At 71.2% G+C, this 23,119-nt stretch carries 25 protein-coding genes; 14 read left to right on the top strand and 11 right to left on the bottom strand.

The window, feature by feature from the left end; translation table 11 throughout:
* Positions 1–43: 43 nt before the first annotated feature.
* Entirely contained in the window at positions 44–718 is a 675-nt protein-coding gene (locus ASC56_RS10295) for an AIM24 family protein (protein WP_055490943.1), read from the bottom strand.
* A 190-nt stretch (positions 719–908) separates the two neighbouring features.
* Between ASC56_RS10295 and ASC56_RS10290 the strand changes: the two genes are divergently transcribed.
* Entirely contained in the window at positions 909–2,393 is a 1,485-nt protein-coding gene (locus ASC56_RS10290; RefSeq protein WP_055490942.1) for an FGGY-family carbohydrate kinase, read from the top strand.
* 95 nt (positions 2,394–2,488) lie between these two features.
* On the opposite strand, the gene ASC56_RS10285 is transcribed toward ASC56_RS10290, so the two are convergent.
* Positions 2,489–3,682 carry an ABC transporter substrate-binding protein gene (locus ASC56_RS10285; RefSeq protein ID WP_371330049.1) on the bottom strand — a complete coding sequence of 398 codons (1,194 nt, stop codon included), beginning with the start codon at positions 3,680–3,682 and terminating at the stop codon, positions 2,489–2,491.
* Between the two features lie 507 nt (positions 3,683–4,189).
* On the opposite strand from ASC56_RS10285, the gene ASC56_RS10280 reads away from it, so the two are divergent.
* From ASC56_RS10280 to ASC56_RS10270, 3 genes are all read left to right on the top strand, one after another.
* Complete coding sequence (locus tag ASC56_RS10280) at positions 4,190–4,939, top strand: cache domain-containing protein (protein ID WP_055491092.1); 750 nt, start codon at positions 4,190–4,192, stop codon at positions 4,937–4,939.
* Between the two features lie 250 nt (positions 4,940–5,189).
* On the top strand, positions 5,190–6,500 hold the full coding sequence (locus tag ASC56_RS10275; protein ID WP_055490940.1) for an MFS transporter: 1,311 nt from the start codon (positions 5,190–5,192) through the stop codon (positions 6,498–6,500).
* Between the two features lie 76 nt (positions 6,501–6,576).
* Positions 6,577–6,948, top strand: a complete 372-nt coding sequence (locus tag ASC56_RS10270; protein ID WP_055490939.1) for a DUF6479 family protein — start codon at positions 6,577–6,579, stop codon at positions 6,946–6,948.
* Between the two features lie 53 nt (positions 6,949–7,001).
* On the opposite strand, the gene ASC56_RS10265 is transcribed toward ASC56_RS10270, so the two are convergent.
* Positions 7,002–7,967 (bottom strand): ATP-dependent DNA ligase, encoded by a 966-nt coding sequence (locus tag ASC56_RS10265; protein WP_055490938.1) that lies wholly within the window; start codon positions 7,965–7,967, stop codon positions 7,002–7,004.
* Positions 7,968–8,144: 177 nt separating this feature from the next.
* Positions 8,145–9,038, bottom strand: coding sequence for a Gfo/Idh/MocA family protein (locus tag ASC56_RS10260; RefSeq protein ID WP_055490937.1), 894 nt, complete (start codon positions 9,036–9,038; stop codon positions 8,145–8,147).
* A gap of 162 nt (positions 9,039–9,200) precedes the next feature.
* Between ASC56_RS10260 and ASC56_RS10255 the strand changes: the two genes are divergently transcribed.
* Positions 9,201–10,625: a M1 family metallopeptidase gene (locus ASC56_RS10255; protein WP_055490936.1), complete on the top strand. Its 1,425-nt coding sequence runs from the start codon at positions 9,201–9,203 to the stop codon at positions 10,623–10,625.
* Between the two features lies 1 nt (position 10,626).
* On the opposite strand, the gene ASC56_RS10250 is transcribed toward ASC56_RS10255, so the two are convergent.
* Both ASC56_RS10250 and ASC56_RS10245 read right to left on the bottom strand, forming a co-directional pair.
* Entirely contained in the window at positions 10,627–12,354 is a 1,728-nt protein-coding gene (locus ASC56_RS10250) for a phospholipid carrier-dependent glycosyltransferase (protein WP_079102406.1), read from the bottom strand.
* 173 nt (positions 12,355–12,527) lie between these two features.
* Positions 12,528–13,028, bottom strand: coding sequence for a hypothetical protein (locus ASC56_RS10245; RefSeq protein WP_055491090.1), 501 nt, complete (start codon positions 13,026–13,028; stop codon positions 12,528–12,530).
* 251 nt (positions 13,029–13,279) lie between these two features.
* On the opposite strand from ASC56_RS10245, the gene ASC56_RS10240 reads away from it, so the two are divergent.
* From ASC56_RS10240 to ASC56_RS10225, 4 genes are all read left to right on the top strand, one after another.
* Positions 13,280–13,810, top strand: coding sequence for a hypothetical protein (locus ASC56_RS10240; RefSeq protein WP_055490935.1), 531 nt, complete (start codon positions 13,280–13,282; stop codon positions 13,808–13,810).
* A gap of 77 nt (positions 13,811–13,887) precedes the next feature.
* Positions 13,888–14,574: a response regulator transcription factor gene (locus tag ASC56_RS10235; protein WP_055490934.1), complete on the top strand. Its 687-nt coding sequence runs from the start codon at positions 13,888–13,890 to the stop codon at positions 14,572–14,574.
* Positions 14,575–14,580: 6 nt separating this feature from the next.
* Positions 14,581–16,059: a cell wall metabolism sensor histidine kinase WalK gene (locus ASC56_RS10230; RefSeq protein ID WP_055490933.1), complete on the top strand. Its 1,479-nt coding sequence runs from the start codon at positions 14,581–14,583 to the stop codon at positions 16,057–16,059.
* Positions 16,060–16,154: 95 nt separating this feature from the next.
* Positions 16,155–16,484 (top strand): hypothetical protein, encoded by a 330-nt coding sequence (locus ASC56_RS10225; protein WP_055490932.1) that lies wholly within the window; start codon positions 16,155–16,157, stop codon positions 16,482–16,484.
* A 97-nt stretch (positions 16,485–16,581) separates the two neighbouring features.
* Here ASC56_RS10225 and ASC56_RS40550 read toward each other — a convergent pair whose 3' ends face one another.
* On the bottom strand, positions 16,582–16,767 hold the full coding sequence (locus ASC56_RS40550) for a hypothetical protein (protein WP_159039627.1): 186 nt from the start codon (positions 16,765–16,767) through the stop codon (positions 16,582–16,584).
* 324 nt (positions 16,768–17,091) lie between these two features.
* On the opposite strand from ASC56_RS40550, the gene ASC56_RS10220 reads away from it, so the two are divergent.
* Together ASC56_RS10220 and ASC56_RS10215 are read left to right on the top strand one after the other, a co-directional pair.
* Entirely contained in the window at positions 17,092–17,742 is a 651-nt protein-coding gene (locus ASC56_RS10220; protein WP_055490931.1) for a DUF4360 domain-containing protein, read from the top strand.
* A gap of 216 nt (positions 17,743–17,958) precedes the next feature.
* Positions 17,959–18,474 carry a YceI family protein gene (locus tag ASC56_RS10215; protein WP_055490930.1) on the top strand — a complete coding sequence of 172 codons (516 nt, stop codon included), beginning with the start codon at positions 17,959–17,961 and terminating at the stop codon, positions 18,472–18,474.
* Positions 18,475–18,671: 197 nt separating this feature from the next.
* On the opposite strand, the gene ASC56_RS10210 is transcribed toward ASC56_RS10215, so the two are convergent.
* Positions 18,672–19,139: a peroxiredoxin gene (locus ASC56_RS10210; RefSeq protein ID WP_055490929.1), complete on the bottom strand. Its 468-nt coding sequence runs from the start codon at positions 19,137–19,139 to the stop codon at positions 18,672–18,674.
* Positions 19,136–19,516, bottom strand: coding sequence for a hypothetical protein (locus tag ASC56_RS10205; protein ID WP_055490928.1), 381 nt, complete (start codon positions 19,514–19,516; stop codon positions 19,136–19,138). Before ASC56_RS10205 ends, ASC56_RS10210 begins: the two co-directional genes overlap by 4 nt.
* Before the next feature lie 205 nt (positions 19,517–19,721).
* On the opposite strand from ASC56_RS10205, the gene ASC56_RS10200 reads away from it, so the two are divergent.
* Positions 19,722–20,540 (top strand): SAM-dependent methyltransferase, encoded by an 819-nt coding sequence (locus ASC56_RS10200; protein ID WP_055490927.1) that lies wholly within the window; start codon positions 19,722–19,724, stop codon positions 20,538–20,540.
* 15 nt (positions 20,541–20,555) lie between these two features.
* Here ASC56_RS10200 and ASC56_RS10195 read toward each other — a convergent pair whose 3' ends face one another.
* Together ASC56_RS10195 and ASC56_RS10190 are read right to left on the bottom strand one after the other, a co-directional pair.
* Complete coding sequence (locus tag ASC56_RS10195) at positions 20,556–21,476, bottom strand: helix-turn-helix transcriptional regulator (RefSeq protein WP_055490926.1); 921 nt, start codon at positions 21,474–21,476, stop codon at positions 20,556–20,558.
* A gap of 98 nt (positions 21,477–21,574) precedes the next feature.
* Positions 21,575–21,805 (bottom strand): DUF397 domain-containing protein, encoded by a 231-nt coding sequence (locus ASC56_RS10190; RefSeq protein WP_055490925.1) that lies wholly within the window; start codon positions 21,803–21,805, stop codon positions 21,575–21,577.
* A 295-nt stretch (positions 21,806–22,100) separates the two neighbouring features.
* Between ASC56_RS10190 and ASC56_RS10185 the strand changes: the two genes are divergently transcribed.
* Together ASC56_RS10185 and ASC56_RS10180 are read left to right on the top strand one after the other, a co-directional pair.
* Positions 22,101–22,574, top strand: a complete 474-nt coding sequence (locus ASC56_RS10185; RefSeq protein ID WP_234376913.1) for a hypothetical protein — start codon at positions 22,101–22,103, stop codon at positions 22,572–22,574.
* 163 nt (positions 22,575–22,737) lie between these two features.
* A complete protein-coding gene (locus ASC56_RS10180; protein ID WP_055490923.1) occupies positions 22,738–23,100 on the top strand; it encodes a hypothetical protein in 363 nt (120 codons plus the stop codon).
* The last annotated feature ends 19 nt before the right edge of the window (positions 23,101–23,119 follow it).

Genomic DNA, 23,119 nt, shown 5'->3' with positions numbered 1-23,119 from the left:
AACGGGGCCCCGCTCTCCGGGCGGGGCCCCAGGTCAGCGGTGCTCAGTGGTGCTCCCTCTGCGGGGTCAGCTCACTGGGCCGCACGACCACGTACCCCTCACCCTCCAGTTGCAGCTGGACGGCCTCGCCCGAACCGCCGCGCAGCATCGAGCCGATGGATTGCGACCGGTGCAACGAGGTGTGCAGCCGGGCCGTCCAGCCCACCACCGCGTCGGTGTCGACGTACACCGGCTGCTGGGGCGAGACGGGTATGACGAGCGGGTTGCCGTCGCAGACCAGCCCCAGCCTGCCGTGCCCGGTGAACACGCTGTTGAACAGCCCGCCCCCGGTGATCCCCGCACCCTTCACGGTCCGGATCTCGTACGACACAGTCGCGTCGAAGCACAGCACGTTGCGCCCGTTGACCGTGAACTCGTCGCCCGGCTCGACGTCCACGATGAAGCAGTTCTGCGCCTCGTGCGCGAACCACGCCTCGCCCTGCCCGCGCACGGCCATCAGCGGCAGCCCCTCACCGGTGACCGCCCGTTTGAGCATGCCGCCCACGCCCTGGCCCTTGCGCTCGAACTGCAGATCGCCTCGGAAGGCGACCATCGCCCCCTGCCGCGCGAACATCTCGCCGTTCACGACATAGCGGATGGACTTGGCGTTCTGCACGGACATGCCCGGCGCGGCGGCCGGCTGCACCACGTGGTCACTGGAAAAGAGATCACCCTTCATGCGGGCATCCTGGCCCGGAGGAGGGAGTTCCGCCAAGAACGTGGAGGTCCTGAAACCGCAACAACTGGGGATGGCATGCGCGCGGGCGGCCGCCCGACGCGCGTGGCACCGGCTTCTGCGTTTCGGCCGGTGACCGTCGCGCGAGCGGGGAACGATGTCCCGGGAGTCTCGAGGCGGAGGACGGCAAGGCATGACGGTGCTCGGTGTCGACATCGGTACGTCCAGCAGCAAAGGTGTGCTGGTCGGGGCGGACGGGACGGTTCTGGGCGTCGCGGTGCGCCCGCATACGGTCAGCCGTCCCAGGCCCGGCCACGTCGAGATGGACGCACGCGTGTGGTGGGACGAGTTCACCTCGCTCGCCCGGGAGTTGGTCACGCCCGGCACCGTCGTCGACGCGGTCGGCGTCAGCGGAATGGGCCCGTGCGTCGCCCTGGCCGACGAGACGGACACGCCGCTGCACCCGGCCATCCTGTACGGCGTCGACACCCGCGCCACCGCCCAGATCGCCCGGCTCGACGCCGAACTGGGCCGCGACGCCGTCCTGGGGCGCTGCGGCTCCCTGCTGTCCACCCAGGCGGTCGGTCCCAAGATCGCCTGGCTCGCGGAGCACCGCCCCGACATCGCCGCCCGCGCGCGGCGGCTGTACATGCCCAGTTCCTACCTCGTGCACCGGCTCACGGGCGCGTACGTCCTCGACCACCACTCGGCGAGCCAGTCCGTACCGCTGTACGACTCCACCGCACAGGAGTGGTACCGGCCCTGGGCGCGCCGTATCGCCCCGGACATCGAACTGCCGCCCCTGCTGTGGCCCGGTGACATCGCCGGCCGGGTCACCGCCGAGGCGGCCGCCGTCACCGGGCTCCCCGCCGGTGCCCCGGTCGTGACCGGAACCATCGACGCCTGGTCGGAAGCGCTGAGCGTAGGTGCACAGCACACCGGCGACCTGATGCTCATGTATGGCAGCACCATGTTCCTGATCAACACGGTGTCCGAGCGGCTTCTGGTGCCCCAACTGTGGAGCACGGTCGGCGCGTTGCCGGGCACGCGCAGTCTCGCGGGCGGCATGGCCACCTCCGGTGTGATCACCGACTGGCTGCGGGACCTGTTCGCCGCCCCCGGCCACGATGCGCTGCTCGCCGAGGCCGAGGCGTCCGGCCCCGGTGCGAAGGGCCTGTTGATGCTGCCCTACTTCGCGGGCGAGCGGACCCCGGTCGCCGACCCGGACGCCCGCGGAGTGGTCGCCGGGCTGACCGTGGAGCACACCCGCGGCGACCTCTACCGCGCGGCGCTGGAGGCCACCGCCTTCGGCGTACGGCACAACGTCGAGGCGATGCGCGCGGCCGGCGCCGACATCCGCCGGGTCGTCGCCGTCGGCGGAGGGACCCGGGGCGGCCCCTGGACCCGTATCGTCTCCGACGTCACGGGACTGGAACAGGAGATCAGGGCCGTCACCCTGGGCGCGAGCTACGGCGCCGCGTTCCTGGCCGCGAGCGCGATCGACGACCCGGACATCGACACCTGGAACCCGGTGCGTGAGCGCATCGCGCCGGATGAGCACCGGGGGCGGGTGTACGACGACCTGTACGACCTCTATCTGCGGCTGTATCCGGCGACGCGCGACATCGCCCACGCCCTCGCCCGCCATCAGCGCTCCGTCGGTGTGCCGCGCGCGTGAGGGCCGCCCGGCCGCCCGGCCGCCCGGCCCGACAGCACGGAGGCCCGACGGCACGGAGGCACGGAGACTCGGCGGCCCTCACCCGATGGGCCGATTCAGCCCTTGATCTCGGTCCACGCCTGGACCCACTTGGAGTAGGGCACGCACTTGACGTCCGTACGCCCGTCGAGGCACTGCTCGATCGGCGTCGTCCAGAACGCGATGTCCTTCCAGTAGCTCTCGTCGGTGGCGTGGAAGGTGTCGCAGAACGTCGGGTCGCTGGTGTGGTCGCAGGACTTGATGTTGGAGGGCGCCTCGCCGAAGTACTCGGCGACCTCGGCGTTGACCTTCGGGGAGATGATCCAGTCCATCCACTTGTAGGCGCAGTTGGGGTGCTTCGCCTTGGCGGAGAGCATCCAGGTGTCGGACCAACCGGTGGCACCCTCCTGGGGCAGGACGGCCTTCACCTTCGCGCCCTCGCTCTTGGCGAGGTTCGCGATCACCTGCCAGGTCGTGCCGACCACGGAGTCGCCGCTCTTGAAGGCGGAGACCTCCTTGAGGTAATCGCCCCAGTACTCGCCGATGTTGGGCCTCTGCTGCTTCACCAGGGCCACGGCGGCGTCGAACTGCTTCTGGTCGAGCGCGTACGGATTCTGGATGCCCAGCCCCGGACGGGTCTCACGCAGATACAGCGCGGCGTCCGCGATGTAGATCGGTGAGTCGTACGCCGTGACATGTCCCTTGTGCTTCGAGGCGTCCTCGAAGACGGCGGACCAGGACATGGGGGCGGGCGAGACCTGCTGCGTGTTGTACATCAGCAGATTGGCGCCACGGCCGTGCGGAATGCCGTAGGCCGTGCCGTTGACGGAGTTCCAGCTCTGGTTCTTCAGCCCGAAGAAGACGTCCTTGTAATTGGGCACCAGGTCCGTGTTCACCGGTGCCGCCTCGCCGGAGGCGATGAGCCGGAGGGACGCGTCACCCGACGCGGACACGGCGTCGTACGCACCGGTCTTCATCAGTTTGACCATCTCGTCCGAGTCGGCCGCGACCTTGTTGTGGACCTTGCACCCCGTCTGTTTCTCGAAAGGAGTGACCCAGTTCGCCTTCGGGTCGCTGGAACCGTCCTCCACATAACCCGCCCAGGCGACCAGGTTCACCTGTCCCTCCGTCGCGCCGAGCTTCGACTGCGCCTTGAGGTCCGGCGGGTTGAAACCGGACGAGTTGGACGCGCTCGATTCGGCGAACAGCCCGCAGCCGCTGATGAGCAGGAGGGAGGAGGCGGCAGCCGTCGCTTTGAAAGCTCTGTTCAAACGCAAGGAAATCTCCACGGTGTGGGGGATCAGGGGGGATGGGGGCAAAGTTGTGACGGCGGGTGACAGCGGGTGCGTGGGCGTGCAGGATGCAACGCGGGTGAAGATCGCGGCCGTGAGGCCGCGAACCGCACCCGGCGTCGGATGGCGTGGTGGCCGGAGTCGATCCGGGCGCCATGGGTCACGGCGGCGCGCACGGACGAGACTCCAGGCCCGTGGACAGGCCGTCCGGCCCGCCCGGGGAGCCCGCCCGGGGGGCGGGGTGGCGCCCCCGGGCGAACGTCATGGCCAACACTTTACGGAGCGTTGCCAATTCGATCAACTCCGTTCTGTGCGAAGGTGGTTGACGGAGAGTCAAGATGCGGTGAAGCGAAAGGGGCGTATACGGTCGCGGTCATGTCCGACTCCCTGCAGCAGCCCGGCACCTCGCCCTGCCTCGTCCCGTTCCCCGTTCCGACGGGGCCGAGCACGGCCGTGAGAGACAGCGGCCGTCACTCGGGCGCGGCGATGGCGACGCTCGACCCGGCCACGGAAGCAGGCGTGGCGGCCCAGGTGCGCCGGACCCTGGAGGCCGTCTTCGACACCGTCGCCCACACCCGGGCCGACGCCACGGCGCTGCTGACCCGTATCGCCGCCCAGGGCCGCCGCCCGGCGACCGCCGACCTCGCGGCGCTGCGCCCCGGCCTCCACCTCCATCTGGCGCGGCAGAAGCTGGTCTCCGGCGTCGGTTTCATCGCGGCTCCGGGCCTGCTCGGCGACGTACCGTCCTGGCTGGAGTGGTGGCAGACCGGCTCCGACGGAGCGCTACGGCCGCTGCAGCTCGACCTGGACCCGCGGCAGTCCGCGTACTCGGACTACACGCACTGGGACTGGTTCGCACTGCCCCGTGACACCGGCCGCCGTGCGGTCGCCGGGCCCTACGTCGACTACCTCTGCTCAGACGAGTACAGCCTGACCCTGTCCGCTCCGGTGCAGGTCGAGGGACGCTTCGCCGGGGTCGCCGCGGCCGACGTCTATCTGCGGCACTTCGAGGCAGCCGTGATGCCGCTGCTGCAGGAACTGCCCGGACCGGCCCATCTGGTGAACGCGCGTGGCCGGGTGGCGGCCTCCGCCGACCCGGCCCATCTGGTCGGCTCGCTCACCAAGGGGCCCGACTTCGGCGCGCTGCTGGCCGCAGGGAGACCCGGCCGTCACGACGGGCTGCGGCTGGTCCCGTGCGACGACATCCCGCTCGTCCTCGTGGTGGCCGAGGGCTGACCCGGGGGCCCAAACGCCGAGGGAATCGGCAACCAACCATCCGCCCTCCCGCTCAGATGTCCAGCACATCCTCGGCCGCCGTCACGACCGCCATGGCCACCGCGGCCGGCGCGGGGAGTCCAGCCTGCGAAACCCTGGTCCGCGGAGTCGGCGCCCGAGCCGCGAAGGGGCCCCCGGGTGCCGTGGTCACAGCCGGGTCGGTGATAGTGAACCCCGAAATCGAAAGGTGTACGAGGCAGTCAGGAACTCCGTGGACACGAGCGAGAGCAGGACCGGCAGCGGAACGGCACCGGAGGGCGACGAGCCGGAGCAGGCGCCGCCGCGGCGCCGGGGCTGGCGCCGCTGGGCGATGGACACCCGGCCGCTGCGCCGTCCCGCCTACCGCAGGCTGTGGTCGTCCACGATCGTGACGTCCATGGGAAGCCAGCTCACCGCGGTGGCCGTGCCCAAGCAGATCTACGACATCACGGGTTCCTCGGCATGGGTGGGCTACGCGAGCCTCGCGGGCCTGCTCCCCCTCGCGCTCTTCGCCCTGTGGGGCGGCGCGATCGCCGACAGCATGGACCGTCGCAGGCTGCTGCTCATCACCAACTGCGGCCTGGCCGTCACCTCCGTGCTCTTCTGGGGGCAGGCCGTCACCGGCCTCGACTCGGTGTTCGTGCTGATGACGCTGCTCGCACTCCAGCAGGCCTTCTTCGGCCTCAACGCCCCGGCCCGCAACGCCTCCATCGCACGTCTGGTTCCGGCGGACGAACTCCCGGCGGCGAATGCGCTCGGCTCCACCGTCATGCAGACCGGCCTGGTGGCAGGCCCCCTCCTCGCCGGTGCGCTCATCCCCGTCATCGGCCTGTCCGACCTCTATCTCATCGACGCCCTGGCGCTGTGCGTGACAGTGTGGGCGGTCGTCCGCCTCCCCGCCCTGCCGCCCCTGACGACGGCGGGGAAGCACCGGTCCGGCCGGCAGGCGATAGCCGAGGGCTTCCGCTACATCTCGCTGCACAAGGTCCTTCTGCTGTCGTTCCTCGCCGACATCATCGCGATGGTGCTCGGCATGCCCCGCGCCCTGTTCCCGCAACTCGCGGCCCGGACGTTCGCGCCCTATGGGGAAGGCCTCGCGCTCGGTCTGCTGTTCGCGGCGATCCCGCTCGGTGCGGTGCTCGGCGGCCTGCTGTCCGGAACCTTCTCCCGGGCCCGCCGCCACGGACTCATGGTCATCGCCGCGGTGATCGCCTGGGGTGCGGCCATCACCGGTCTCGGACTGACCACGAACCTCTGGGTGGCCGTGGCCTTCCTCGCCGCCGCCGGAGTCGCCGACATGGTCTCGATGGTCTTCCGCGGCGCGATCCTGCTGTCCGCGGCCACCGACGAGATGCGCGGCCGGATGCAGGGCGTTTTCACGGTCGTCGTCGCGGGCGGCCCGCGCCTCGCCGACGTCCTCCACGGCACGGCCGGCTCGGCCCTCGGGGCGCGCGCGGCCATCGCCGGCGGCGGCCTCCTGGTCATCGCGGCCGCCCTCGCCCTGGCACTGCTGACACCCGCCCTGCGCACCTACCGGATCTGAGTTCCCCGCAACTCCGAATTCCCCGGACGCGAATTCTCCAGGGGCAATGCGAATTCAACGGGGGTATCGTCATGGCATGAATACGGCGAGCTATGTAGTACTGGCTGTATCGCATCAACAACTCAACGTGTTCTTCGCCTTCATCGGCGGCATGGTCGTCTCGGGGGCGCTGATCTGGGCCGTGCGGCTGGGCATGGCCGTACGGGACCGGGAACCGGCACCGCCCAGCCCGGAGGAGCAACCCCATCTGCCCGACGGCGGAGCGGTCCACGAGGAACGGGAAGTGCGGGAGCCCGAAGAGGTGCCGCACGCCGCGCAGGAGAGCGAACGGCTCATGCCGTACCAGCTCCACCACGCGGCGAGCAAACGATGCGATGATCAGGAGCGCAAGCGCTGGCTGCCGGGATCCAGCGGCGCGTTCGGCAGCGGCGGTCCCGGCCATGTGTGAGCCGCCGGCGACCGCCCCGGCAACGGGGGTACATCGGGCGACCCGACGGCCGCTCAGGGAAGATCGGCCGCCGAGTCCTCCGGTGCCAGATCGGGACGCAGCCGCAGCCATGACGGCTGCCTGAGCAGCCCGGCCCGGGTGCGGGTGCCGTAGCGGACCTCGCCGACGAGTCTCGGCAGGACCCAGTGGGCACCCGGCACCCTCGGGTCGCGGTCGAAGGGGCATGTTCGCGTCTCCACGACCCGCAGCAGCCGGGCGAGTTCGACCCGTTCGGCCTCGCTCCAGCCCGTCCCCACCCGGCCGACATAGCGCAGCCGCCCCGCCTCCCGCTGCCCCACCAGCAGCGCTCCGGGCAGCCCCGACAGCCGTCCCCGGCCGGGCAGCCAGCCGCCGACGATCACGTCCGCGGTCCGTACGTTGCGGATCTTGATCCAGGACCGGGACCGCACACCGGGTTCGTACACCGAATCCAGCCTCTTGCACACCAGCCCCTCCAGGCCGCTCTCCCGGGTCGCCTCCAGGGCCTGTGCCCCGTGCCCGACGAGGGCTCCCGGAGTCGACCAGTGCGGTCCGGCCAGCGCGAGCCCCTCCAGTGCGTGCCGCCGCCGGGCATAGGGCAGCGCGGTGAGATCACGCCCCAGGAACATCACGTCGAACAGCACGAGGTGCACCGGCGTCTCCGCGGCCCGGCGCGCCGCCATCGCGGGGGAGTGGGCCAGCCCCATGCGGGACTGCAGCCGCTGGAAGTCACCGTGCCCCCGCTCGTCCGGGGCCACCACCTCACCGTCCAGCACGGCGGGCATCGCGCCCAGGACGCCGCCCAGCGGACGCAGTTCCGGGTACGCACCGGTGATCACCTCACCCGACCGCGCGCGCAGCTCCAGGCTGCCGTCACCGGGCAGATAGACCACCACCCGCTGGCCGTCCTGTTTCGTCTCGTACGCCCATCGCGCGTCCTGCCCGGCGGGCGGCAGGGTGCCGGGAGTGGCCAACATGGGGGCGATCAGCGGCAGTCTCACGGGTCAGTTGTGGACGGTGCCGCCCGCGCTCACGCGTCCCGGCCGGGCGATTTCCCCTGAACGGCGCCTCCGCGCCCCGGGCGCCTGCCCTCACCCCTGCCCGCCCTGTCATCCCTGCCTTCCCTTACCCCTGCCTGCCCGTTACCCCTGCCCGCCTGGTCACCGCTGCCCGGACTGTCACCCCTGTGCGGCCTGTGCGATCAGCTCCTGCAGCCGCAGGCCACGCCAGGCGTCCAGGGCACCGGGCACCCCGGTGCGCACGGCGGTGGCGAACTCGCGGCGCAGCACCGGCCAGGCCTCCTCGTAGTCGAGCCCGGCCGAGTCGTACACCAGCGGGGGCTGCGGTCCGAAGAGTTCGATGCGGGTGCCGCCGTGCGGGATGTCCACCGAGCCGGACAGCGAGCACTGGCTGACCGCGCCACTCGCGTGCTCGCAGGTCAGCTCGATCCAGCGGCGGGGGTCTCCGGTGCCCCGTACGCGGACGACCGGGCCGATCGCCGCGTCCAGCAGATCGAGCAGATGCGGCCCCACGTCCAGCAGCGCGCCGTGTTCCAGACGCCACGGGGTGGCGAAGTCGCCGCCCAGGAACGCGCCGCTCAGCCCGCGGGAGCGCGCACCGGCGACCTCCAGGGCCCGGGCGGCGGCCAGGAACCGCCGGGCGGCCGGGTGGTAACGGTTGCTCAGGACGAGCTGGGAGACGACCCCCGCCTCCTCGACCGCCTCGGCCACCCGCCGCGCCGACGGCAGATCCGACCCGAGCGGCTTCTCCAGCAGCAGCGCCTTGCCCGCCCGCGCGGCCCGGCAGGCCAGTTCGGCCTGGACCGCGGGCGGAACCGAGAAGGCCACCGCGTCGCACCCGTCGAGGAGTTCCTCGAACCCGGCGGCCACCTTCGCGCCGTAGGGGGCCGCGGTCTCGCGGGCCGCCTCCTCGCGGCGCGCCCACACCGCCGTCAGCCGGGTCTCGGGCCCGGCCGCGAGGACCCGCGCGTGCACGGCGCGCGCCCAGGGCCCGGCACCGACCAGCCCGACCCGCACCGGTTCCCCGGCCCACGGCAGTGAGACGTCCGTCATGGGCGAACTCCATCACGACTCCACGGCCTTGAACAGAGGTGCCCGCCGAGCCGCGTGAAACGCCCGCGACACCAGGGAACTTGACCGGACGGAGCCGCTGCGGGGACGGGAACCGCCCTTAAGCTGACCGCCAGTGATCATCCCCCAGCCACAGGAGCCACCGTGACGCCATCCCGTCGGCAGACCCGCGGACGCACCACCGTCCTTCCCAGACAGGTCGTGGCCGGGGCGGTCCCCGTCGCCCTCGCCGCCCTGTTCGCGGCCGCGGGCCCGGCGGCGGCCGGCACCATCGGCGCGTCCGGGGCGGGCGATCCGTACTTCCCGCTCGCCGGCAACGGCGGCTACGACGTACGCCACTACGACCTGACCCTCGGCTACGACCCGGGCAGCCGTCACCTCGACGGCCAGGCCGTCCTGCGCGCCCGCGCCACCCAGCGCCTCACCCGCTTCGACCTCGACCTCATGGGCCTGGAGGTCACCGGAGTCACCGTCGATCACGTCAAGGCGTCCTTCCGCCGGGACGGACAGGAACTCGTCGTCACCCCTCGGCAAGCCCTGCGCCCGGGCCAGGACTTCCGCGTCGCCGTCGGCTACCAGGGCACACCGAACCCGGTCACCGACCCCGACGGCTCGCTCGACGGCTGGATCCCCACCGACGACGGCGCGTTCGTGGCGGGCGAACCGCAGGGCGCCATGACCTGGTTCCCCGTCAACGGCCACCCCAGGGACAAGGCGTCGTACGACATCACCATCACCGTCCCCCAGGGCCGCACCGCCGTCTCCAACGGCGTCCTCGTCGGGCAGCGGACCGCCCACGGACACACCACGTTCCACTGGCGCCAGTCCGAGCCGATGGCCGCCTACCTGGCCACCGCGACCGTAGGGACGTTCGAGGTCGAGCAGTTCACCACGCGGGACGGAATCAAGGTCTACAACGCCGTCGACCCGCGCGAGGCGTCCGCCGCGGCCCCCGTGCTCAGGCAGCTGCCGTCCGTCCTCGACTGGGCGAGCGGGCTCTTCGGCCCCTACCCCTTCCGCGCGGCCGGAGCCGTCGTCGACACGGCACCGAACGTCGGCTATGCGCTGGAGACCCAGACCCGGCCCGTCTACGACAGAGCGCCCGGCCTGAGCACCCTGGTCCACGAGAGTGCCCACCAGTGGTTCGGCGACTCGGTCACCCTCACCCGCTGGCAGGACATCTGGCTCAACGAGGGCTTCGCCACCTACGCCGAGTGGCTCTACAGCGAGCAGCACGGCGGCGAGACGGCCCAGCAGGCCTTCGACGCGCAGTACGCCCGCCCGGCGACCGACCGCTTGTGGGCGTTCCCGCCCGCCGACCCCGGCAGCGGGGCCCACCTCTTCGACACGCCGGTGTACGCTCGCGGCGCCATGGCCCTGCACCAGCTCCGCAAGGCCGTCGGGGACACGACCTTCCGCCGCATCCTGCGCACCTGGGCGGCCGAGCACCGCAACGGCCACGGCACCACGGCCGGGTTCATCCAGCTGTCCGAGCGGCTGTCGGGCCAGGATCTCGACGCCCTGTTCCACACCTGGCTCGCCACGGCGGGCAAGCCGTCCGCCCCCTGATTCAGGGGCGCCGGAAGATCGTGATCGAGTGTCCGACATCGTCGATCGCCCTGCTGCCGCTGAGCAGCTGTGCAAGCCGTCCCTCGGCCTTGGCGATCGACGTGTCCGACACGACGAGCAGCCCGTGCACCCGGCTCGGGGGCACCTTCAGCGGGTCGTGTCCGTGGATGCCGTACCAGGACGGGACACCGCTGCCCTTGTAGACGAGCCAGACGTCCTTGTCGTGGGGGTAGCGCTCGCGCAGCCGGGCGGCCAGCCGGCCGAGGTCCTGTCCCCAGTCGACGTTCGAGTCGTGCAGCCGCAGATGCGTGGCCGACGGACCGCCGAACGCCTCGTTGGAATACGGCAGATAGTACGGATATGTGCGCAGCGAACTCACCGCCACGCACCCGACCAGCGCCGCCGTCACCGCGTACGCCCACCGCCGCCGCAGCGCGAGCACACCGGCGGCGGCGACGGCCAGGAACATCGGCACGAAGAGCGCGTAGCGCACTCCGAGGTCGCGCGAGCCCTGCATGGCCGCGGCCAGCAGCACCGCCGGGAGGAGCAGCACATACGGGACGGCGGAGCGCAGCCGTGGCACGGCCGCCATGGCCAGGGCGCCGCCGCACCACAGGGCCAGCATGCCCAGCGGCGTCTTCACCAGCAGCGCGGCCGGCAGGTAGTACCACAGGGACCCGGAGTAGAGCCGGCCGAACAGATAGCCGTGCCACGTCGCGCTCTCGAAACCGAACTGGATGCGCATTCCGTCGCCGTACGCGTCGGGAAAGGGCAGCCAGTCGAGCAGCAGGGCGCGCAGGCCGTGCACGGCGGGCACGTTCGCGGGCGTCGCCCACCGCAGCCGGGGATCGACGACGAGATACGTGGCCCACACGACGCCGACCAGAACCAGCGCGACGCCGACGGCCGCCACCAGGGAGTGCGTCGCACGCCGCGACCGTGGCATCGCGTCCCCCCGCGCCTGCCAGTACGACCACCCGGTCAGCACCAGCAGCACGGGCACCGCGGGCAGGGTGCTCATCTTCGTGGCCACGGCCGCACCCGAGGCCACCCCGGCGAGCGGCAAATACAGCAGGGGCCGCCGCCTGGCCCGCCACAGCATCCACGCCGCCGTCACCACGAACCCCGCCGCGGGCACGTCCAGGGTGGCCAGGGCACCGTTCGTGATCAGATCGGGCGAGAACGCGTACAGCGCGAGCGCGGCCAGGCCGCCCGCCGAGCCCAGGAGATCACGGGCGAAACCGAAGACGACCAGCCCGAACAGCAGTGTCACCACCATCACCGGCAGCCGGGCCCAGAACATCACCCGCCAGGGGTCGTTGCCCGACTCGTACAGCAGCCGCCGCCCCAACCGGCCCTGGTCGCCCTGGAATCCGGGGTCGAGACGAGGGTGCGCGAAGACCGTGCCGGTCGCGATGATCAGCTTGCCCAGCGGTGGGTGCTCGGGGTTGAACCGCAGGCTGTGCTCTCGGACGTAGACGACGGACGTGCCCACGTACACGGGCTCGTCGATGGTCGGGGACTGCTCCAGGGCGGTCGTGACCATGGCGAACGCCATCTGCATCAGCAGCACGCACACCGCCGACAGGAGCAGTGGCCGCCGATGGCGCCGGGGCCACGCCCAGCGGCCCCGGTCGTTCCGCGCCGGGGGACCGGTCGCGTGCGTACCGGCCGGCGCCGTCCGCGCGCCGCCGTCGGGCGTGCGGAGCGGCCCCTGTTCGTACGTCATCGTCCGTGCCCCCCGGTGTACGTCCAACCCGGGTCGCCCGCGCTCCCGGCGCCCCTGCATGCTGCCATGTCCTGTGCTACGTCAGCGCGGCAGGAGGTTGCTCAACCCAGGGCGTGTCGTGATCCACAAGGCCCCCGCACCGGCCGCGGGCGGACGGGCGTTGCCCGGACCGCTCACGGGCGGGCGTACTCCTGCCGTACGGCGACGGCGAGTTGGGCGAGGGCCTCCTCGGCTCCGGTACGGTCCGCCGCGTCGAGCACGGCGAGCGCGTCGGCCGCGGCCTCGCGCACCGGCTGGGGCACTTCGTCCAGCGCGGCGGTCCGGTAGGCGAGCGTGCGCCGCGCGGCACGTTCCTCGGGGGTGACTCCCGCGGGCCCCGTGCGCGGGAAGACCGCGGCCTCGTACGCGGCGACGTGGAGGAGTACCCCGTGCGCGATGCCTTCGGCGTAGCCGCGGGCCCCGGCCTGCCGCCGGGCCGTCGCGAAGTGCGCCAGCGCACGTCGGCGGAAGAAGAGGGTGCCGAGCGCGCCTCCTGCGCCCGCGCACACCGCGGCGATCAGAGCGCTCCGGGCGCCGCCGTAGAGCGCGCCGATGAGGGCGCCGCTGGCGGTGGTCAGACAGACCAGCCCACTGACGAGCAGAAGCAGGGCGCGGGCGGGTGTGATCGTCGACATGGCGTGCAGTGTGCCAGCCATGGCTATGACACCCCGGCGGTTCGCGGATCAGGGCCGCCCGGCCGACCGGGGACGTGATGTGTGACACGTGCGCCTCCGCCCTCCGCTCGCCTCTCGGTGGGATCCTTGCTGCGCACGGCTTGATCGGCGATCAAGAACGGCAAATGCCCTCGACATGAGGACTTCCGTGCGTTTGACACCTTGTTGCGTGCGCGGATAGGAAGCATGGCGCGGAAGTGGAGAGGTGGACAGTGCGCGAGCCCAATGTGATCGGCGACTGGCAGGAATGCGCAGACGAGCATGCCGGTCTGCGTGTGCGTGTCCATGGCCTGGACATGGCGGAGCCGCCGCGCGGGCGTGACGAGGCCGCCGAGGGTCTGACCTATTTCCGCTTCCGGGTGACCGTCGAAAACCGTATGCGGGAACCGGTCGGAATCCATCTCGAAGACGGTCAACTCGACATCCGGACGGGCCCCGACGGCGAGAGCGCATTTCTCGACTGGCGCAACTCGCAATTCATCGAGGGATTCGATCTCTATCCGCTGCGCCGCGCGACCGCTGTTCTGTACGCCGCCGCACCGGAGAGCTTCCTGCATCGCGTCGACATTCAGGTGCAGTTGAAGGCGGACGACGACTGGGCCGACCGATACCTGTGGTCCGGCGACATGACCGTGCCGGACGGCCTGCCCGGCACCGGCGCCCGGGCCGACGGCGGACCCGAGAGCCTGGCCTGCCAGATCAGCAGCTTCCTGCGCGAGCAGGCGGAACGAGGGCCGGGCTGAGCCGCTCCCGCCATGCGGCCGGACGCACTCGGGCCTCTCACACGCTCCTCACACGGGAGCGTTCTACCGTGGGACGCATGCGGGTGCTGGTCGTCGAGGACGAGGTGCGCACGGCGGGTCTGCTGCGACGTGGGCTGGAGGAATCCGGTTACGCCGTCGACATCGCCGCGGACGGTCAGGAGGCGTTGTGGCGGGCCGCTGAGTTCCCGTACGACGCGATCGTGCTCGATGTGCTGCTGCCGAAGCTCGACGGTTTCGAGGTGTGCGGCGAATTGCGCAAGGGTGGCTGTTGGGCGCCCGTGCTGATGCTCACGGCCCGGGACGCCGTGCCCTACCGGGTGCGCGGGCTCGATGTGGGGGCGGACGACTACCTGACGAAGCCGTTCAGTTTCGCGGAGCTGTTCGCCCGGCTGCGGGCTCTGATACGCCGCGGAGCGGCGGAACGGCCCCCGGTGTTGCAGGTGGGGGACCTGCGCATGGATCCGGCGAGCCGTCGCGCCTGGCGCGGAGCCGTGGAGCTGGAGCTGACCGCGAAGGAGTTCGCACTCCTGGAGCTGTTCCTCAGGCATCCGGGGGAGGTTCTGACGCGGACACGCATCCTGGAGAGCGTGTGGGACTTCGCCTACGACGGTGCGTCCAACATCGTGGACCAGTACGTGGCCTATCTGCGACGCAAGATCGACCGGCCGTTCGGCGTCGAGCAGCTGCAGACGGTACGCGGCGCGGGTTACCGCCTGCGCGACGGTGCGTCGGCGCCCGGGTGACTCGCCATGCCGCTGCGGCTGCGCCTCGCGTTGCTGTCCGCGCTCGGTGCGGCGGTGCTGATGGCCGCTGCCGGTCTGCTCTTCGTCACCCAGGTGCAGAAAGGGGTCAACGCCTCGTTGGACGCGTCGCTGCGCGCCCGGTCGGACTCCCTGGTCGCGCGCCTGGCCACGTCCTCGCCGCCGCAGCCGGACACCCTCACGCCGCAGTCCCCGTCCCCCTCCGAGGCGCAGTCGGGGGACCAGCGGGGGGACCAGCAGGGCCCGGCGCAGGGTGTGGAGGAGATCGCGCAGGTCCTCGGGCCGGACGGCACGGTGCTCCAGTCGACGACGGGAACCAAGCCGTTGGCGCCCTCCGGTCGGCTGCGTGCAGCGGCGCGGGAGGAGCAGGCGTTCACGGTCTCCTACGGCGGGGAGAGGTTCCGGCTGCTCGCGGTTCCGGCCCGTAGCGGTTCCCGGCAGGTGATGGCGGTGGTCGGTACCAACACCGAGGTCAGCGATGCCGCCGTGCGCGATGTCCGCGACACTCTGGTGATCGCGGGGCCGCCGACGGTCCTGGTGGCCGGATGCGCGGCGTGGCTGCTGTCGGGAGCGGCGCTGCGGCCGGTGGACCGCATGCGGCGCCGACTGGCCGAGATCACCGAGCGGAACACCGGCGCGCGTCTGGAGGCGCCCGGCACACGGGACGAGATCGCGGCGCTCGCGGGGGCCATCAACGCGGTGCTGGAGCGGCTGAGCCGCGCCCTGGAGCAGGAACGCGCCCTGGTCGCCGACGCCGGACACGAGCTGCGGACCCCGTTGACGGCGCTCAAGGCCGAGCTGGAGCTGGCGGCGCGGCCGGGCCGGACCCGGCAGGAGCTGGCCGAGGCCGTCACCGCGGCGGCGGGCGACACCGAGCGCCTGATCCGGCTCGCCGGGAACCTGCTGCTGCTCGCCCGCAGCGACGAGGGCACCGCGTTCGTGCACCCGAGGCCGCTGGTGCTCACCGATGTCCTCGACCCGGCGGTGCAGGCGGCCGCTGCGCTCGCGGCCGGACGCGGCATCGAGGTGCGCCTGCGGTCGGAGGGGCGTATCGGCCTGTGCGCAGACCCGGACGGGCTGCGGCAGGCGGTGGACAACGTGCTGGACAACGCGCTGCGTCACTCGCCCGACGGCGGGGTCATCACGGTCACGGCCGGCACCGCGCGGGCCGGGCGGAACCGGCAGACGGCGGTGATCGAGGTCGGCGACCAGGGTCCCGGCTTCCCACCCGAGTTCCTGCCGTACGCCTTCGAGCGGTTCCGGCGCGCGGATCCGGCCCGGGCGCGGTCGGGCGGAGGCGCCGGGCTCGGCCTGGCGATCGTCCGGTCCGTCGTCGAAGCGCACGGGGGCCATGCCGCCGTCGGCAACCGTCCGGGCGGCGGCGCCGTCGTACGCCTGGAACTCCCGACCTGCGAGGGACCCGTGGCGGGACTCGGCGCCACCGACGGGCGGCCCCCGTCCATGTGAACGCCGCACATCCGCCACACACCGCTGTCTCAGCGCCGAAGGCGCAGGGTCGACTTGTAGGTCCCCGAGAACCACTCATCCGGAAGGTCGAGATCATGCCATTCACGACCATGCGGCTCAGGCGCAGGATCGCCGCCATCGGCGCGGGTGTCCTCGCGCTCGGCGGCGCGGGTGTCGGCAGCGCGATCGCCGCCTCCCCCTCGGCCGCCGCGGCAACTCCCTCCTCGGTCGTCCAGCAGTCCGGTCCCGCGGACCCGGACAATGTCCAGCAGGGTGACCAGACCTCCCCCGACACCGGCGCGGGAGCCGAGCAGGAGAACGAGAGCGCGGGCGAGCACGAGACGGAGGGCGTCTCCGACGGGCCCGGTGGCCACGCCGACGCCTCCGGCGACGTTCAGCACGAGGCCGGCGCCTCGGAGCGGTAGCCGACTGCTGGATCCGCCGACACGGACAGCCGCCGGGTGCGGACCATGCACCCGGCGGCCTCCTGCGCACCTCGCCGCGGAGATCCGTCAGAAGGGCCTAGTCCCCGCGATGCCGCCAGTACCACACCGCGCCGACCACGAGAGCGAGCAGGAGGACGAGCGGCACGATCAGGCCGGGGATGCGGGCCGGGTTCATGGGGTGGCCCGGGCGGTCGAGCGGTGGAGCGGGTGCGTGGATGGCGCCATGGCGTGATGGTGCCCTGCTCAGGGCACGTGTGGCCATGGTCTTGACGCGAGCACTTGCGTACGACGGCGTCCCCGCTGCCCCCCGTGCCCGGGCACGCGCGGGATTGGCCGGAGATGGTTGTTCCGCTCGTGCGCCGCAGTACATACGATGCGGTCGCCCCCGGCGCCTTCACAGCTCTTTCACGGCCGGGGCGATGCCCATGCGCGCTGTATGGCATGTGCATGACATACACGCCGCACGCACACACCATCTGATCCAACGCACTGGTCCGCGACGACCCCGCACGGATGTGTGGAGTCGCACCCCCCAACACCCGGCGGCACAGGCCGCCGGAACACCGATGCAACGGATGGGAGAACCATGGCTGGTGGACTGCTCCTGGGCGGCGCGATAGCGGCGCTCTTCGCCACCGCACTGCCCGCGCAGGACCCCTCCTCCGGTATCACCGACCCGCCGCCGGACAAGATCGTGATCAAGATCGCCACGGTGAACGGCTCCGGCTGTCCGCAAGGCACCACCGCGGTCGCCGTGTCCCCCGACAACACCGCCTTCACGGTGACCTACAGCGACTACCTCGCCCAGGTCGGGGGCAACTCCGACCCCACCGCCTTCCGCAAGAACTGCCAGCTCAACCTCGTCGTCCATGTGCCGCAGGGCTTCACGTACGCCATCGCCCGCGCGGACTACCGTGGCTTCGCCTCGCTGCAGCGCGGTGCCAGTAGCACGGAGAAGGCGTCGTACTACTTCCAGGGGTCGTCGAACACGGCGGCGATCACCCACCCGTTCACCGGTCCGTACAACGACAACTGGCAGGGGACGGACACCACGGACTGGGCCCAGCTGGTCTGGGCGCCCTGCGGTGTGCAGCGGAACTTCAACATCAACACCGAACTCCGCGTCAACGCCGGCACATCGGCGTCCGGCAGTACGAGCTTCATGACCATGGACTCGACGGACGGTGACATCAGCACCGTCTACCACCTGGCCTGGAAGCAGTGCCCCGCGTCCTGACGCCCCGCTCGGCATGCCGTCACCGGCTCCTTCGCACCGGAGTCGGTGACGGGAGGGGCCGGTGGTCGGCCCTCGGTCCACCGTCGTTCACATGTGGATCAGTGGGTTGTTCAGATTTGGAGAAGAGGGTAGCGTGAAGTCATCCAAATTTGGATGACATGGCCGCCGGCCGCCGCGTCACCTCTGCTCCCCTCTTCCTTCTGCCTGGAGAACGCCATGACCGTCGCCGTCGAAACCGGACTGTGGCAGCTCGACCCGACCGCCTCCACCGTCGCCGTACGGCACAGGACGATATGGGGCCTGGTCACCGTCAAGGGCTCCTTCACCGCGCTGAGCGGCCGGGGTGAGGTCAAGCCGGACGGCACCGCCGAGGGCACCGTCACGGTGGGCGCCGCCTCCCTCGACACCAAGAACGCCAAGCGTGACCAGCACCTGCGCTCGGCCGACTTCTTCGACGTCGACCGCCACCCCGAGATCATCTTCGTGGTGGGCGCGGCCGAGGCGCGGCCCGGTGACACCGCTCAGATCACCGGTCAGCTCACCGTGCGTGGCATCAGCCGGCCCCAGGCCTTCACCGCCCGCATCGCGCAGGCCGACGCGGACGCGCTCACGCTGGAGGCGGAGTTCACCGTGGACCGCGAGCAGTTCGGCCTGGTCTGGAACCAGATGGGGATGATGCGCGGCCTGACCACCGTCAACGCCACCCTCCGGCTCACGCGCACCGCGGAGTGAGCCGGCGCTGTAGCACGCCCACAGCAGGGAGCGCCGGGCCCCCGGCCTTCGGCGAGCTGCACCTCCTGCAAGTACGCCACGTCCGAGATCACCTACGTTGAGCCGGACCCGCGGCGGTGCGGGGCGCCCTGGGCGGCGCCGTGGACTTGGAACACCTTGCCGTTCGCCGGTGGCGGTCGGCGTCGCGCCGTCGACCGTCAGCTGCTGCGGGCGCGCAGGGCGGCCAGCGCCCGGTCGGCGTGGGCGCTCATCCGCAGTTCGCTGCGCACGACCTCCAGGACGGTGCGGTCCTCGCCGATGACGAAGGTGACGCGCTTGGTGGGGGCGACGGAGAAGCCGCGCTTGACCCCGAAGCGTTCACGGACCGTCCCGTCCTCGTCCGAGAGCAGCGGGAAGCCCAGTGTGTGGCGACCGGCGAACTCCTGCTGGCGGTCCACCGGATCGCCGCTGATGCCGACCGGCCGTGCGCCGACGGCTGCGAACTCCGCGGCGAGATCCCGGAAGTGGCACGCCTCGGCGGTGCAGCCCGGGGTGAGGGCGGCAGGGTAGAAGAACAGCACGACCGGCCCCTCGGCGAGAAGGTCCGACAGTCGTCGCGGTGTTCCGGTCTCGTCCGGGAGTGCGAAGTCCGCGACGTGGGTGCCTACTTCGATGCGACCGGTCATGACGGGGTCTCCGTGTTCTTGGCGATGCCGTTCGCCCACAGGACGAGTGGCACCTGCAGTGGAAGCCGGGCAAGGGCCGCGGCCCTGAGCGGTGCGGGGCGGTGCCGCCAGTCCACGGCCATCTGCACGTTGGCCGGGAACACGCCGACGAAGAAGGCGGCGGCCGCCCGGGCGGCGGCGCGACGCGTGCGGGGCAGCGCCACCCCGGCCGCCAGCGCCAGTTCCGCGGCGCCGCTCGCGTAGGTCCAGGTCCGTGGCTTGCCCGGCAGGGCGCGCGGGATGAGGGGGTCGAACCGCCGCGGCGCGACGAAGTGACCGACTCCCGCGGCGGCCAACAGGCCCCCGAGCAACAGCGGTGAGCGTTTCGATCGCGACACGGATCCTCCTTCGGGGCCTGCCCGCGCAGATATTACTGGACGGTATGCGCACCGGGGTACGACGCTTCCTCACCGCGGCGCGTGCGCGGGGCAGTTGACGCCGAACGGGTACTTCCTTCGGGGACTGGCACCGGCAGACGCCGCTTCTCTAGGATGGGGTCCCCGCCGAGCCGGCTCCGACGGCGCGGCCCGGATTGGGGGGACGATGCAGTCTGGCAGGCAGCTGTCCACGTCGATCGACGCGACGGTGCCGACGGCGGCCCGAATGTACGACCACTACCTGGGTGGCAAGGACAACTACGCGGTCGACCGGGCCGCCTGCGAAGAGCTGGACGAGGTCGTTCCCAGCACTCGGGCGCTCGCGCTGAACAACCGCCGGTTCCTGCAGCGGGTCGTGCGGACGATGGCGGAGGAACACGGCATCCGGCAGTACCTCGACCACGGATCCGGACTGCCCACCCGGAACAACGTCCACCAGGTCGCGCAGCGCGTCGAGCCCACCTCCCACGTGGTGTACGTGGACAACGACCCGATGGTGCTGGTGCACGGCCGGGCGCTGCTGGAGCAGGACGAGCGCACCGCCGTCATCCAGGCCGACATGCGGGACACCGAGACGATCTTCTCCCACCCGGAGACCCTGCGGCTGATCGACTTCTCACAGCCGGTGGCGGTGCTCTTCAACTCGGTGATGCACTGCATCCCGGACAGTGACACGGACGGGCCGCCCGCCCTGGCCCGCCGCGTGGCCGAACGGCTGGTGCCCGGAAGCCTGATGGTGATGTGTCAGCTGGTCAGCGAGGATCCGGAGGTCCGGGACTTCGTCACCGACTTCATGGACCGTGCCACGCAGGGACATTGGGGACGCGTCCGTCAGGAGAAGGACGTCGCCGCCTGGTTCGAGGGGATGGACATCCTGGATCCGGGCCTGGTGGAGGTGTCCACCTGGCGCCCGGACACCGAAGTGGCACCCCGCCAACTCACCCAGGAGTGGATCGAGTTCGGCGGAGCGGGCCGCATACGCTGAGACCCACGCCCCGGCTCACCGGGCGGAGTACCGCTCTTCCAGCGTCTTCCGCAGCAGCGCCAGTGACTCACGCGGGTCGAGTGCCTCGTCGGCGAGCCGGTCCAGTGCGACCCGGTACTCCTCGGTCTCGTCGCGGTCCTCCAGGAAGTGGGCGCTCCTGATGTGCTCCAGGTAGACGATGTCGGGAAGATCGAGGCCGCCGAAGCGCAGATAGGTGACAGGGATCGCCGGGGCGGACGCGTTCGTCACGTCCAACGGCACGATCTGCACGGTGACATGGGGGCTCCGAGCCATCTCGACGAGGTGCTCAAGCTGTTCCCGCATCACCTCCCGGCTGCCCAGCACTCGCATCAGGACCGACTCGTCGACCACGGCCCACAGCTGAGGAGCGTCCGGACGCCGCAGCAGTTCCTGCCGCCGCATCCGCAGCTCCACCCGGCGCTGCACCTCGGCCGCCGACGCCGTCGGCAGACCGCGTTCCACCACGGCCCGGGTGTAGGCCGCGGTCTGCAGCAGCCCGGGAACGTACTGGATCTCGAAGGTACGGATGGCGGCGGCCGCCTCCTGCAGTCCGACCAGGCGGTCGAACCACTCGGGCATCAGCCGCTTGTCATAGCGCTGCCACCAGCCCGGCTCACCGGCCCGGTGCAGCAACTTGACCAGCACCGAGGCCTCGTAGTCGTCGGCCCCGTACAGTCGCAGCAGCGCCCGCACATCGCCTTCCGTGGGCGGCCTGCGTCCCTTGCCCGCCTCGATGCGTGACAGCTTCGCCGGGCTGAACCCGAGGGCCCGTGCCGCCTGCTCCTGGGAGAGCCCCGCGTCCTCCCTGATGCCGGCCAACTGCACGCCGACCAGCATCTTCAGAAGAGTGGGGGCGGGCTCCGACCGGTTCAGATACGGTTCGAGGCGGGAGATGCGGTGCGACTCGGCGGACATCCTTGCTCCCAGCTGGCCGGCAGACAACAGAACCGCAGTATCGCATTCGGCCAGGTCCTGCCGCACGGGTCGAACCGGACCAATCCGCATGGTCCCGCTCATACCAGATCGTCGAACTCCCCGTCCTTCGCCCCGGCCAGGAAGGCGGCGACCTCGGACGACGTGTACACGAGGGCGGGTCCGTCCGGATCACGTGAATTGCGTATCGCGATGGCCCCGTCGGCCAGGCCGGCCACCTCGACGCAGTTGCCCTCCGCAGTGCTGTGCCGGCTCTTGACCCAGCGGGCGTCCAACGTGCTGGCAGGCACTCCGTTCGACACTGAAGGCACCACCGTCTCCTCCCTGACGTTCTGCCCCGGGGCACCGGCACATCCGGGCGGAGTGCGGCCACGGGTCCCCTGACCTCTTACCCGTCGTGCAATTTCCCATGCAATTGCACGATGGCGCTGACTGCGTGGATAATAGCGGGGGCGTCAATCGCAGTAGAGGCGCCACATGCTGACGTCGCACCAGGGAGGTGCCGTGTCATCACCGCGCACGGGATGCCCGCCCTCTCGTCGACGCGACCCGGCCGGGGACGACCACCCTCGGGGCCTGGCCCCACACTGTTTGCGGGGAGCGGACATGGCCACACCACTCAAGGACCTTGGGCACGTGCCGTGGGACACCATCAAGGACTCCAGCGGCTCCGCGGAAGCCATCCCGATCCTGCTCCACGATGTCGCCCGGGGTGACGAACCCACGGCCAGAGCGGCACTCGGCGATCTGCGGGAACGAATCTGTCAGTACGGCTTCGTCGTGGACCAGGCGACGGCCGCCACGGTTCCGTTCCTGTGGGAGCTGGCCCGGCTTCCCCAGGTGAACTGCCGTGTGCAGATCGTCCATCTGCTCAAGAGCATCGCCGACGCCCGCCAGTGGGAGAGCACCGCCTCCGCATATCCCAAACTGCTCAACTACCCTCACAACTACGTGGGATGGGAGCGCGAGGCGCGCCGCGCCGTCCGTGCCGACCGAGGTGCCCTGCGGCAACTGCTCGCGGACCCGGACACCGAACTCGTCGAGGCGGCGAGCGAACTGGCGTCCACACTGGCCTCCTGAGGGGGAGGGCGACCGGTTCGGCGTGCCGAGCCGGTCGCCAGTACGCCGAACGCGAGATGGTTGCCGTACCACAACGGTCCCGTGGACGATCTGCCCCATGGCCTCGAATGCCCTTCTCGGTCGCGGGTATCCGCTGCGACACACCCACCGTGGAGGGAGCGTCGTGACCATCGAGAGTCCGTGGGCGTACCAGCCCGGAATCGGCCATACCGAGGGGCAGGAGCTGGCCGGCTTCACCGTGGAGGCCAGGGACGGCACCGTGGGGCACGTCGACCGGCAGGCCGACGGTCCGGGCATGCGGCATCTGATCGTCGACACCGGGGTGTGGGTCTTCGGCAAGAGCGTTCTCATTCCCGCAGGCCTCGTCACCGGTATAGACACCGAGGCGCGGCAGATCACGCTGGCGTGCTCCAAGGAGGAGGTGAAGGCCGCGCCCCAGTTCCGTACCGACCGCGAGACGCTGGACCCCGACTACCTGGCCAGGGTCGACGCCTACTACCGCACGCTGCCGCCGAGCGTCGAGTGACCGCGCTCGCGCAGGCCGC

Source organism: Streptomyces sp. TP-A0356 (genome assembly GCF_001417775.1).
Lineage (GTDB): Bacteria > Actinomycetota > Actinomycetes > Streptomycetales > Streptomycetaceae > Streptomyces.
This window is presented reverse-complemented; position numbering and strand designations above follow the sequence as displayed.